Here is a 12,603-nt window from a genome sequence, read left to right as displayed (position 1 = left end):
CGCACCACCGGACCGCATGCGGCCGGCCTCAGCGGGAGGCCGGTGCGGCGCCCGGGGCGGGCAGCGTCAGCGGCGAAGCGGAAGCGCCCGGGGCGGGAGCCGGTGCAGGCGCCGGTCCGTTCGTGGCGGGCTTGTCGAAGTTCACCGTCGGCGGGGCCGAAATGGCGGCCTCGTTCTGCACGGTGAAGTTGGGCTTGACGTCATAACCGAACATCTTGGCCGTCAGGTTGGTGGGGAAGCGACGGGCCAGCCCGTTGTACTCCTGCACCGACTTGATGTAGCGGTTGCGGGCCACGGTGATGCGGTTCTCGGTGCCTTCCAGCTGCACCCGCAGGTCACGAAAGCCCTGGTTGGACTGCAGCGTCGGATAGGCCTCGCTGACCGCCAGCAGGCGGCTCAGCGCGCTGGAGAGTTCCCCCTGCGCGGCCTGGAAGCGCTTGAGGGCTTCCGGGTCTTTCGCGAGTTCAGGCGTGACCTGGATGCTGGTCGCCTTGGCGCGGGCTTCAACCACCCGGGTCAGCGTCTCCTGCTCGAAGTTGGCCTCACCCTTGACCGTGTTGACGATGTTGGGGATGAGGTCACTGCGGCGCTGATACTGGCTCAACACTTCCGACCAGCTGGCATTCACCTGCTCGTCCAGATTCTGGAATTCGTTGTAGCCGCAGCCGCTGAGCAGCAGCGGGGCGCTGATCACCAGCGCGGCGGTCAGCCCGCGGGCGAGACCCGTCACGGCGCCATGGCGCGGCCGCGCACGGTGGGAAGCGGCTGCGGACACGTCCTCGGATGAGGGCAACGGGGACAACGACGGGCTCATGGATCAATCCTCCTGGTGTCGGCGCATATCGAGGGGAAAGGCCGGATTTCAAGAGCAGGCCTTTCGACGTCCGGCTTGTGATCAGACGCAAATCAGTATCCCATGGGCCCCGTGGATAATCCCTGCATGAGCGCCCCACTTCAGAACGACACCTTCCTGCGCGCATGCCTGCGCCAGCCCACCGACTACACACCGGTCTGGTTGATGCGCCAGGCGGGGCGCTACCTGAAGGAGTATCGCGATACCCGCGAACGTGCGGGCAGCTTCATGGGCCTGGCGACCAACAAGGACTACGCCACCGAAGTGACGCTGCAGCCGCTGGACCGGTACCCGCTGGATGCCGCCATCCTCTTCAGCGACATCCTCACCGTGCCCGATGCGATGGGCCTGGGTCTGAGCTTCGCTGCGGGCGAGGGTCCCAAGTTCGCCAAGCAGGTGCGGGACGAAGCGGCCGTGGCCGGACTCGCCGTGCCGGACATGGACAAGCTGCGCTATGTGTTCGACGCGGTGAGCACCATCCGTCAGGCGCTGAATGGCCGTGTCCCGTTGATCGGTTTCTCCGGCAGCCCATGGACGCTCGCCTGCTACATGGTGGAGGGCGGCGGCTCTGACGACTACCGTCATGTCAAGAGCCTGATGTACGCGCGACCGGACCTGATGCACCGCATCCTGTCCATCAATGCCGATGCAGTGGCCGCCTACCTCAATGCGCAGATCGACGCCGGCGCGCAGGCGGTGATGGTGTTCGACTCGTGGGGCGGTGTGCTGGCCGACGGTGCCTTCCAGCGCTTCAGCCTGGATTACTCGCGCCGGGTGCTGGCACAGCTCAAGACCGAACATGAGGGTCGGCGCGTGCCGCGACTGCTGTTTACCAAGGGCGGTGGCCTGTGGCTGGACGAGATTGCCGATGCGGGCGCTGATGTCATTGGCCTGGACTGGACCGTTGACCTCGGCAAGGCCCGCCAGCGCCTGAACGACAAGGTGGCCTTCCAGGGCAACCTCGACCCGAACGTGTTGTTCGCTCCGCCCGCGGTCGTGCGGCAGGAGGCCCGCGCCGTGCTGGACAGCTTCGGCCGCCCGCAGCGCGCCGACGGCCAGTGGGGCGGGCACATCTTCAACCTCGGCCATGGCATCAGTCAGTTCACGCCGCCGGATCATGTGGCCGAGCTGGTGGATGAAGTGCACCGACACTCCCGCCTGCTGCGCCAGCCGGTGTGAGCCCGGCGACCGTCGGATCCGCCCCCTTGACCGCGCGCCATTGACCGGACCTTGGACAGCAGTTATCCCCAAATCCGTGCATGTCACTCAAAGGCAGCACACCGGTCATGCCGCCGTCGGGATTTTCCCGGATGGGCACGCAAGTGATTGATTTCAAACAAGTCTTGGGGTTTGCCCCGACGCTTGGCGTTTTCCCCCTTCCGCCGGCGCCCGCGAAGTTGTCGAAAGAAATGCGGTCGTTTCCCACAAAGTTATCCACAGGCTGACAGCCCGGGTGTGGGCAAGCTTGGAAATCATGGACTTGGCGCATGTTCCTCAGGAAGGTCAGCAGGACCGCGACCCGGCCACCGCAGGCTGGCGGCGGGTCAGCGTGGCGGTGGATGCACCGCAGCACAGCGGCCTGACCGGTCCGCTGGATTACCTGGGGCCGCAAGACCTGTCACCGGGCACGCTGGTGCAGGTGGGACTGGGGCGGCGCGACACCCTGGGCATCGTCTGGGACGATCCGCCCACGCCCGAATCGCCCGACGATGCGCTGCCGGAAGATCAGCTGCGCCCGGTCGGCGCGGCGCTGGATGCGCTGCCGCCACTGTCGGCCGCCTGGCGTCGTCTGCTGGATTTCGCCGCCGCCTACTATCAGCGCAGCGTCGGTGAACTCGCCCTGGCGGTGCTGCCGCCGCAACTGCGCGATCTCGACGACACCCAACTGCGTGCCCGGCTGAAAAAGCTGGACAAGGCAGAAGCGGCTGCGCAGCAGGACCCGGTGACGGTCGCCCCTGAGCGTCCCGCGCTGACCGGGCAACAGGCCGCCGCTTTCGCCGCGGTGCAGGCCCTGGCCGCCGAACCGACGCCGCCGCCAGCGCTGCTCTGGGGCCTGACCGGCAGCGGCAAGACCGAGATCTATCTGCGAGCGGCGGAGGAGGCGCTGGCGCAGGGGCGGCAGGTGCTGGTGCTGGTGCCCGAGATCAATCTCACGCCGCAGCTGGAAGCCCGCTTCGCGGCGCGCTTCGCCGGTCACACCATCGTCTCGCTGCACAGCGGCCTCACGCCTGCGCAGCGGCTGCGGCACTGGCTCAGTGCGCATCTGGGTCGCGCGCAGCTGGTGCTGGGCACGCGGCTGGCGGTGTTTGCCTCGCTGCCGCGGCTGGGTCTCGTGGTGGTGGATGAAGAGCATGACCCGTCCTACAAGCAACAGGACGGCGCGCGGTATTCCGCGCGGGATCTGGCGGTCTACCGCGGGCATCTCGAGAAGGTGCCGGTGCTGCTGGGCTCGGCCACGCCGTCGCTGGAGACCTGGCAGCATGCGCTGGCGGGCCGCTACCGCCGCATCGATCTGACGGAGCGGATCGGCGGGGGTGAGCTGCCAAAGGTGCGCCTCTTCGACATGAACCGCCTGGAGCGCAAGAAGGGCGTCACCACCGCACTGTCGGTGCCGCTGCTGGATGCGCTGCGCAAGCGCCTGGAACGCGGTGAACAGAGTCTGGTCTTCCTGAATCGACGCGGTTATGCGCCGGTGCTGCACTGCGACCAGTGCAACTGGAAAAGCGACTGCCCGCATTGCAGCGCCCATCAGGTGTTCCATCGCGAGGACCGCACCCTGCGCTGCCACCACTGCGGCGTGTCACAGCGGGTGCCGCGAGCCTGTCCGTCCTGCGGCAATCCCGACATCGCGCCGCTGGGCCGCGGCACCGAGCGGCTGGAGGAACAGCTCGCCGAGGCTCTGCCCGGCGCCCGCATCGCCCGCATCGATGCCGACACCACCCGGCTCAAGGGCAGCCTGGAGGCGCAGCTCAGCGCGGTGCATGACGGGGATGTCGATGTGCTGGTCGGCACGCAGATGGTGGCCAAGGGCCATGATTTTCGTCGCATCACCCTGGTGGCTGCGGTCAATCCGGATGGCGCGCTGTTCAGCAACGATTTCCGTGCCCCGGAGCGGCTGTTCTCGCTGCTGATGCAGGTGGGCGGGCGCGCCGGCCGTGATGCAGCGCAGGCGGCGCGCAGCGAGCTGTGGGTGCAGACCTGGTATCCGGAGCATGCGCTCTACCAGTCGCTGCAGCGGCATGACTACGAGGCTTTCGCCAGCAGCCAGCTGAGCGAGCGGGTCTCCGCCGGGCTGCCGCCCTTTGCCCATCTGGCGCTGGTCCGGGCCGAGGGGCGGACGGTGGAAGCGGCGAAGGAGTTCCTCGAAGCCGCGCAGGCGCAGGCGATGGAGCTGCCGCTGGCCATGGGCCTGCTGCTGTATCCGCCGGTGCCGATGGCGGTGGCGCGCGTGGCCAATGTCGAGCGCTACCAGATGCTGATCGAAGCGGGCCATCGCGGCCAGTTGCAGCGCTTCCTGCGGGAATGGCTACCGTCCCTGCACACGCTCAAGCGCCGGCACAAAGGGCTGCTGCGCTGGGCGGTGGACATTGATCCGCTGGTGATCTGACGCCACACGCACTCGGCCGGCCCCCGCGGCGCAACGCCCTGCGTGGTGGCTGAAACGAAGCATGAAAGGCATCACACAAACAGCCGCTATGGGCTTTGCCGGATGGATCCCGACCACCCGAAACGGCATGATGCCGCCCTGAGTATCCGGCGCCTTCATGAGCCATCGACGCCAGGCCGGTGCTGCCGTTTTCATTTCGCAGGGAGGAATCCATGTCTCAAACGCCCTTTGCACCCACGGTGCCGAGCCAGCCCGACTTCGACATCGGCGCCCGTTACGCGCCGCCGGAAGCGGAGGTGGACGGTGTGCTGCCGCCTGGCGCGGCCGGACAGCCGATGTGGTTCTCGGTCTCGCCGCTCAAGCTGATGGTGATGAGCACCGTCACCCTGCAGTTCTACATCGTCTACTGGTTCTACATGCAGTGGGCGATGGTGAAGTCGCGGGAACGCTCGAACATCTGGCCGGCGGTGCGTGGCCTGTTCGCCATCTTCTTCGTCTACTCGCTTTGCAAGAAGGTTCGCGAGTCCGCCACGCCTTACGGCATCGCGCTCAATGCCGGCATGGCGGCGATTGGCTGGGCGGCGCTGTCGCTGCTGTGGAAGGCGAATTCCGAATGGATCTGGTGGTTCAGCCTGGCCGCGCCGATGTTTCTGCTGCCGGTGCAGTCCGCCATGAACACGGTGAACCAGGAGGTCGCCAAGGGCAGCCCTCGCAATGACCGGTTCACGGCATTGAATTGGGTGGGCATCGTGCTGGGCGGACTGTTCCTGCTGCTGGCGCTCGTCGGCACGTTCATGGGCGACGCGGAATTCTGAGCGAACGGCGGACCTGCTCCGCCCTCGCTTCGCTCAGAGGACGCGGCTCACCGCAGCATCCAGCCGCGACCAGCCGTCGCGCAGCGCCTGCTCGTTGCCGGGGGCGTCTGCATCGGTGGCCACCCTCGCGGCACCGACTTGGGGGGCCGTCCCTTCACTGACCCGGTGCGCCAGATCTTCCAGCGCGCGTGCGGTCGCGGCGGCCGTCGGGTAACCCAGCGTCGTCAGGACGCTCTTCAGGCTATGGGCCAGATGGCGCAGTGTCTGCGCATCTCCGCGCTGGGCCGCGTCCCGGCCTTGGGCGAGGTCCTTGGGAAACTGCGCCTTGCAGCGTTCCAGGAAGGCTTGATGCAGGGCGGTGTTGCCGCCGAAGAACGTCTCCACAGCGTCCGCAGTGGGCGTGTCAGACAGGTCCTGCGTCTGCACCTGGGCTGACGCTTCCGCCCGCGACGGGTCCGGTGTCTTCGCCTGTGCCTGAGTCCCGACCCCGACGGTCGTTGCGGCCGCAGGCGCCTGCACCACAGCGGCATCGAGAGCTTCCGGGCTCAAGCTCGCGGCCACCGCCTCCCGTGCCTCATTCACACAGGCCCGCAACTCGGCCAGGGAACACGGCTTCACCAGAAACCGCTGCGCCCCCAGCGCGGCCAGCTGCTGCCGCACCGCCCCGTTGAGTCCGGCGCTGAACACCGCGAGCATGGCCGGTCCGCGCAGGGCCGGCTGATCCTGGAGGGTGGCCAGCAGGTCCTGCCCGGTGCGGTTGGGCAGCATCAGGTCGGTGATGATCAGGTCAAAGGCATGGGTCGCCAGGGTGCGCAGGGCCTCATCGACCGAGGTGCAGCCCACCAGCCGGACATCCTGATCTTCCAGCGCCAGCGCGACGAAGCGCTGAAGTGAAGGATCGTCCTCCACCAGGAGGACCCGCAGGCCCGCGGACATGTCAGGCGGAGGTCGTGGTGCTCACCCGCTGGATGGCCGCCGTCAGCATCGGCGGCAGATCCGTCACCAGTCGCGGCTTGTGGATCACCGGCAGGTCGGCCAGGGCGAAGGCATAGGGTTGACGCTGGTCCGCGTCCAGAGCCGTGATGAAGATCAGCTCGCAATGGGCAAACAGGGGCTGTGAACGCAGGCTGGTGACCAACGCCGCGCCATCGATGCCCGGCAGGAGGATGTCCACCAGCAGCACGTCCGGCTGCAGCTGGCCATACATGACCAGACCGCCAATACCGTCATTGGCGGTGTGCAGCTCGAGTTCCGGGAACTGCTGCGCGATGAGCAGCGCCACCAGGTTCTGGTAGTGGACCGAGTCCTCGATCAGCAAGGCCCGCAGCTTGCGGCTGGTTTCCACCGGGGCGGGAGCGTCTCCACCCTTGGTGGGGGCCAGCCCCCGGCCGGTCAGCCAGGCATCCAGCGAGCTGCGCAGGATGCGGCGATGACCGCCCGGCGTGCGCCAGGCCTGCAGTTCCCCGCGGTCGACCATCAGCTGGACTGAACGCACAGCCATGCCCAGGCGCTGGGCGACTTCCCGAGTACTGAAGTCTTCCTGCAATTCTTCTGGGGGGCGTGCAATAGCAGTCATAGGTCGATTTTGCCGAATCTTCTCCCTAGGTAGAGAGGTACAGTCCCGATTTATAAGCGCTAAAAATGATATTTCGACGGGAACAGTTCGATATGCGACCTTCAAGGGCGAGAATGGACCCTGACGAGGAATCGCCGCTGATCGCGATCGGCGCCGGCGCGCGGTACCGGTGTCCGCCCTGACAATTCGGGCACGGCGGGTGCCCAGGGGTTCGGACGATTCATCGGACGGCGGCATCGCCCGGACCAGGAGACGATCATGAAATGGGAAGGCCAGCGCGAAAGCGACAACGTGGATGACCTGCGCGGCAGCGACGGCGGCGGTGGTGGCGGCGGCTTTTCGATTGGCGGCGGCGGCCTGAGCCTGGGTGGCGTGGTGCTGGCGCTGGTGGCGGGATGGATCTTCGGCATCAATCCGATGACGCTGCTGGGCATGGCGGACGGCGGGCGTGCCCCCGCAGCGCCGCATCAGCAGACGGCGCCCGCCGCTCCTGGCACCCATCCCAAGGATGACGGCGGCAAGTTCGTCTCCATCGTGCTGGCCGACACCGAAGAGGTGTGGACGCGTGTCTTCCAGGCCTCGGGCCAGACCTACCAGCCGCCGCGTCTGGCGCTCTTCACCAACCGCGTCCAGACCGCCTGCGGCCGTGGCGCGTCGGCGATGGGCCCGTTCTACTGTCCCGGCGACAGCCGCGTCTACATCGATCTGAGCTTCTACCGTACCCTGCGGGACCGCCTGGGTGCGCCCGGCGACTTCGCCCAGGCCTATGTCATTGCCCATGAAGTCGGCCACCATGTGCAGCACCTCCTGGGCGTGACCGACAAGGTCGATGCCCTGCGCCGCCGCCAGTCGGAGCGCGAAGCCAATGCCACCAGTGTGCGGGTGGAACTGCAGGCGGACTGCCTGGCCGGGGTGTGGGCCTATCACTCGCAGCAATCCAAGGGCTGGCTGGAAGCGGGCGACATCGACGAAGCGCTGAATGCGGCGTCCAAGATCGGCGACGACACGCTGCAGCGCCGCTCCGGCGGCGATGTGGTGCCGGAGTCCTTCACCCACGGCACCAGCGAGCAGCGTCAGCGCTGGTTCAAGCGCGGGCTGGCGCAGGGCAGCATCCGCGACTGCGACACTTTCCAGACCCGGTCGCTCTGACCGGGGCTCGTCCACAGCGACGAACGGGCCGCGAGATCAGCGGCTGCCGGCCGCCCGGGCTGTGGAGGCCCGGTCCTCCGCGGGTGCTGCGGCGGCGCCAGACGTGCCTGCGCTGAGCGACCGCGGATCTCCCACGCAGCCCTTGAGCCACTGGCTCATTTCCCACTGCACCTGACCGGCCGACTCGCGCGCCGCGTAGCCATGGGCTTCATACGGCAGCAGCACATACCGCACCGTGCCGCCCAGCCCGGCCATCGCCTGATAAAGCCGCTCACTCTGCATCGGGAAGGTGCCGGAGTTGTTGTCCGCCTCGCCATGAATCAGCAGCAGCGGCTCCTTGATCTGCTGGGCAAACAGCAGCGGTGACAGCTTCAGATAGACATCCTTGGCTTCCCACAGCGAGCGCCGCTCGCTCTGGAATCCAAACGGCGTGAGCGTCCGGTTGTAGGCGCCGCTGCGGGCAATGCCGCAGCGGAACAGCCGGGTGTGGGCCAGCAGATTGGCCGTCATGAAGGCGCCGTAGCTGTGGCCGCCGATGGCCACCCGGCGCGGATCGACCGCCCCCAGTTCTTCCGCCTTGTCGAGGATGGCCCGGGCATTCATCGTCATCTGCTCGATGAAGTTGTCATTCATCGTACGGGCATCGCCGACCACCGGCATCGTGGCATCCATCAGCACCACATAGCCATCCATCAGCAGGTTTAGGGGGCTGATCGAGCTGAAGCTCATGTAGCGGCCGGGTGAGCCGCTGAGCTGGCTGGCCAGGGCGGCGTCATTGAACTCGAGCGGATAGGCCCAGACCAGGGCCGGGCGCCGGTCTCCCTCCTTCAGGTCGGGCGGCAGATACATCCAGAAGGAGAGCTCCACGCCGTCGCTGCGCTTGAAGGTGACCAGTTCCCGCCGGACTGCACGCAGCTGCGGGGTCGGGTCCTTCAGGCGGGTCAGCGCCACGACGCGTCCCGCGCCACCGCCACTGCCCGCGTTTTCTCGCAGCATCAGGTTGGGCGGCTCATGTTCGGCCTCCCGCTGCGTGAGCAGCCGCTTGTCGTCCAGCACGGCCAAAGGCAACTCATACACGCCGTCGGCTGACTGGAACAAGCGTTGCACGCTCAAGTCGCGCATGGAGATCTTGTCCAGGAACGGACGATCCCCGCGCGGGCTGGCGCCTTGTCCCACCAGCAGCAGGTCGCCGCCGAGCGTCTGGACCGCCTGCTGACCGTTGGGCAGCGTGCGCATCAGCGGCACACCGGGATGGCGGTAGCGCTCACGCACCGAATGCTCGAACAGGGGCCGGCTCTGCGTTCCGCGCAGCGGCAGCAGATAGGTCCGTGTCCAGCCGCGGCTGCGGTCTTCTTCCGTCAGCAGCGCATGCTGGCCGTCGTCCAGAAAGCGCAGGCGGGTGAAGCGGTAAGGCATGCGCTGCACTTCAAAAGGCTCGCCGGTGTAGGGCGGATCCAGCCGCATCACCCGGTCGCGGAAGGCCGCGCGTGATGCTGGGTTGCCGCCGTCCAGTGCTTCCACCCAGTACACCGCTGCATCCTTGGTCGGGGAGGCGTAGAACACCCGTGGTCCGGGCAGCGCGCCGTCGATGGCCACGCCCTGCTTCAGCGGCATGCGCGCCAGCTCCCGGATAACCTTGCCGTCGCGCTGACGCACTTCCACCGTTGTGGGGAAGTCGTCAAGGGTCAGGTTGTAGCTGAAGGGGCGGGTGATGCGCTCGGTCAGCAGCGCCTGGCCGTTGCCCACGGCGGAGATGCTGGTGAAGAGGGCCGGTTTGTCCAAGTCGCGGCTCTGGCCGGAGGAGATATCCACCAGCGTCAGTTGCGAGCGGGCGTAGTACTCGAAGGCGTCCTCGTCGGCCGGATTGCGCAGCAGGTCCGCATAGGTGCGCTCCGGCGAGGCCTTGCCATGGTTCTCCTGGATGACCGGACCTGTCTGCTGACGCGAGGGCGGGCTGCCGCGCTGGTCCGGCACCGTCAGCACCACCACCTCCCTGGCGCTGAGCCAGGCCAGGTCATCCGGATCGATGGCGTTGTTCAGGCGCACGTTGTAGATGCGCCAGAGCTGGCCGTTGCTGGTGGCACCGGCCCAGAGCTCGTCGCCGGTATCGGTGCGCCGGGCGATGACAAAACGCTGGCCGTCCGGCGCCCAGGCGAAGCTGTGCCAGAGGCCGCCCGAGGGCAGTTCCACCACCCGCTCCGCCGCCTCCGGCTCCAGCAGCGGCCGCAGTTTGAGATGCAGGATGCCCGTCAGGTTCTGCGGCGTAGCGCTGCGCGGGTCGAAGCGGGCGCCGGCCAGCCGCATCGCCGGGCGGGCCAGCTCGTCCAGCGGGGTGTAGCGGCGCTGCTCGATCAGCGCGACGCTTTGACGGTCGGGCGAGGGCAGCAGGCGCGTGGGCAGCGGCGCATCGAGCAGCTCACGGATGGCGGGCGAGGGCTGCTTGTAGGACGACGGTGCCGCCTGCGTCTGCGCCGGCAGCAGGGCCGCGCCGAGGGCAGTGAGCAGGAGGGGCAGCAGCAAACGGCCGGTCCGGCGACCCCTGCGCGCGACGTGATCAGCGGCGAAAGGGGGGGCGGGCATGTGGCCGTCAGTGGCAATGTCAGCGGCAGCGTCAGCAGCGGAAGCGGGCAGGCAAGGCAAGGTCATGACCCATCGGCAACGGTGGCAATCGGCGCCGGCCGTTGACGGGCGGCGGCAGGCCCCGAAACGGGGGCATGACCGCAAGTATCGCTGCGCTAGGATCGGCGCCCATGACCGACGTCACCCCCTCTTCCCGGGCCTCCCACCCGGAGGTCGCCCCGCGCGCCGCCCAGCCCCTGCCGGCGGTGGGCGAGCGCCTGGGCGTCTGGCGGGTGACGGCGCCCCTGTTCGAGGTCGGCTCCGGCCACTGGTTCCGGGTGGAACATGGTCTGGCGGCCGGCGAGTCTGGCATGGCGATCGTCTATCGCAACGAGGCCGACGCCCAGGCGGTGCTGATGCGTTTTGCGGAAGAGTCGGACGTCCTGCTGCGCGCGGGCGTGCCCGGCGTCGGGGCGGCGCTGGACTGCGGACTCAGCCCTTCCGGCAGTCCCTATCTGGTGGTGCCGGGAATGGAAGGCGCGCCGCTGATGCGGGTCGCCATGGCCTTACCGCTGCGCCGCCGCATGGAACTGCTGCTGGAGCTGGTGGCCATGCTGGATGCCGCCCAGGCCCGCGCGCTGGTGCTGCATGAACTGGATCCCGGCATGTTGTGGCTGAGCCCGTCGCAGCAGCTGTGCTGGCTGGGGCAGGGCCTGGCCCCGCGCGGTTCGCAGGCGCCGCATGTGCTGGTGCGCGCCGCCGAGCCGCTGGCCGATCCCCGGCAGCGGGCCGGCATGCGGCCAGATGCGGCCAGCGAGGCGTATGCGCTGGGGCGGCTGCTGGGCCTGCTGATCAATGGTCGGCTGCCGCGCCGCGAAGGCGCGGGAGAGGCTCGCGCGGACGGGCGCGTCGATCCGGTGGTGATCGAAACGGCGGCCACGCCGGTGGCGTCGTTGCAGTCGTGGCTGTCACTGTCTGCGGCGCATCGGGAAAGCCTGGACCGGTTGCTGGACCGGGCCATGACCGATGGCCAGACCTTTGCCGACCGTGGGGTGCTGGCGCAGGCGGTCAGCGAATGGCTGGAAGCCACCGCAGCGCCATCGGGCGGCGCAGCGTCACGGATGCCCGGGGGGGCGTCGGCGCCGATGCCATGGACCGGTCCTCCGGGAGCATCGTCAGTGCCCCCAGGGATGTCCGCGACCCCTGCCTCCGGTGCAGGCCCCGTCAGCCCTGCGGCCTCGCACGGGCCTGGACAGCCGGGCGCCCACGCGCCCGACCATTTGCCGCTGAAGCCGCCTGCGGCCTCGGTGAAGGAACGCATCGCCGGCGCGGTCGCCGTGCTGCTCGTTGCAGCCGTGCTGGTGTGGCTGCTCCTCCGCTCGCATTGATGCGTGGGCGCCTGCCCGTGATCGTCATCTGACACCCGCCGCGCCACCCGCGCACTGCCCTATCCCTGTTAGTGCCGACAGGCTGTCGATCAGCCTCTAGTGGTGAATTGCGCGAGGTCCTTCCTCGAACCTACGATTTTCCTGATGGATCGAGGCCGTTCCGGCCCCGGCGACGGAGAAAACATGGTGTTCAGAATCAAACCGATGTCGGGCCGCGACTGGTCCCGATGCGACCGTGATGCGCAGCAGGATGAGCGATGCGCACCGTGGGTGCGGCAGGCCCTGGCCCACTGCGCGGCGGCTGCGCGGGAGGGCCGGGCCTTGCCCCGCTGGTGGGCCCAGGACCGGCGGCGTGGCCACTACCTCGTCCGGCTCCCGGCGCTTCTGGGCCAGGACCTGGCCGACCGTTACTGCGTGCGGGTGCGGCCCCGGCTTTACGGCCTGCGCTCCCACGGGATCGGCGACCGGCGGGTGTTCCTGGTCGGCGCCGACCTCAGCGGCCCGGACCTGGTCGAAGTGCAGACGGTGCTGGCACAGGCCTTCGCCGTGCATGGCGCCACCGGCAGCCCATGGCGGGGCGATCCGCTGAAGGACGCCTTGCTGGTGCCCACCCCGAGCCCTGCATTGCTTTGATGCGTACGGCACGCCTATCATCG

The 12,603-nt window shown here is 68.3% G+C and carries 10 protein-coding genes; 6 read left to right on the top strand and 4 right to left on the bottom strand.

What is annotated here, in order from left to right:
• Positions 1–28: 28 nt before the first annotated feature.
• Positions 29–814, bottom strand: coding sequence for a LemA family protein (locus FHS28_RS10350; protein WP_088452940.1), 786 nt, complete (start codon positions 812–814; stop codon positions 29–31).
• Between the two features lie 126 nt (positions 815–940).
• Between FHS28_RS10350 and hemE the strand changes: the two genes are divergently transcribed.
• The 3 genes from hemE (at position 941) to FHS28_RS10335 (ending at position 5,275) form a co-directional block, all read left to right on the top strand.
• A complete protein-coding gene (gene hemE / locus FHS28_RS10345) occupies positions 941–2,032 on the top strand; it encodes a uroporphyrinogen decarboxylase (protein WP_088452942.1) in 1,092 nt (363 codons plus the stop codon).
• A 301-nt stretch (positions 2,033–2,333) separates the two neighbouring features.
• Entirely contained in the window at positions 2,334–4,460 is a 2,127-nt protein-coding gene (locus FHS28_RS10340) for a primosomal protein N' (RefSeq protein WP_246409890.1), read from the top strand.
• A 212-nt stretch (positions 4,461–4,672) separates the two neighbouring features.
• Positions 4,673–5,275 carry a hypothetical protein gene (locus tag FHS28_RS10335; protein WP_088452946.1) on the top strand — a complete coding sequence of 201 codons (603 nt, stop codon included), beginning with the start codon at positions 4,673–4,675 and terminating at the stop codon, positions 5,273–5,275.
• 33 nt (positions 5,276–5,308) lie between these two features.
• Here the strand turns inward: FHS28_RS10335 and FHS28_RS10330 are convergent, their stop codons facing one another.
• The gene (locus FHS28_RS10330; RefSeq protein WP_088452948.1) at positions 5,309–6,211 is read right to left on the bottom strand and encodes an Hpt domain-containing response regulator; all 903 of its coding nucleotides are present in this window, start codon (positions 6,209–6,211) and stop codon (positions 5,309–5,311) included.
• Position 6,212: 1 nt separating this feature from the next.
• Positions 6,213–6,851 (bottom strand): helix-turn-helix domain-containing protein, encoded by a 639-nt coding sequence (locus FHS28_RS10325; RefSeq protein WP_088452950.1) that lies wholly within the window; start codon positions 6,849–6,851, stop codon positions 6,213–6,215.
• Positions 6,852–7,109: 258 nt separating this feature from the next.
• On the opposite strand from FHS28_RS10325, the gene ypfJ reads away from it, so the two are divergent.
• Positions 7,110–8,000: a KPN_02809 family neutral zinc metallopeptidase gene (ypfJ, locus tag FHS28_RS10320; protein WP_088452952.1), complete on the top strand. Its 891-nt coding sequence runs from the start codon at positions 7,110–7,112 to the stop codon at positions 7,998–8,000.
• Between the two features lie 36 nt (positions 8,001–8,036).
• Here ypfJ and FHS28_RS10315 read toward each other — a convergent pair whose 3' ends face one another.
• Positions 8,037–10,520: an alpha/beta hydrolase family protein gene (locus tag FHS28_RS10315; RefSeq protein WP_184294527.1), complete on the bottom strand. Its 2,484-nt coding sequence runs from the start codon at positions 10,518–10,520 to the stop codon at positions 8,037–8,039.
• Between the two features lie 230 nt (positions 10,521–10,750).
• Here FHS28_RS10315 and FHS28_RS10310 point away from each other — a divergent pair, with 230 nt between their 5' ends.
• Both FHS28_RS10310 and FHS28_RS10305 read left to right on the top strand, forming a co-directional pair.
• On the top strand, positions 10,751–11,947 hold the full coding sequence (locus FHS28_RS10310) for a serine/threonine-protein kinase (RefSeq protein ID WP_088452956.1): 1,197 nt from the start codon (positions 10,751–10,753) through the stop codon (positions 11,945–11,947).
• A gap of 183 nt (positions 11,948–12,130) precedes the next feature.
• Entirely contained in the window at positions 12,131–12,580 is a 450-nt protein-coding gene (locus FHS28_RS10305; protein WP_184294525.1) for a hypothetical protein, read from the top strand.
• Positions 12,581–12,603: the final 23 nt, after the last annotated feature.

It is taken from the genome of Roseateles terrae (genome assembly GCF_014192155.1).
In the GTDB taxonomy this organism is placed as follows: domain Bacteria; phylum Pseudomonadota; class Gammaproteobacteria; order Burkholderiales; family Burkholderiaceae_C; genus Roseateles; species Roseateles terrae.
Note: the sequence above shows the minus strand (reverse complement) of the source record. Positions and strands in the feature narration are given on the sequence as shown.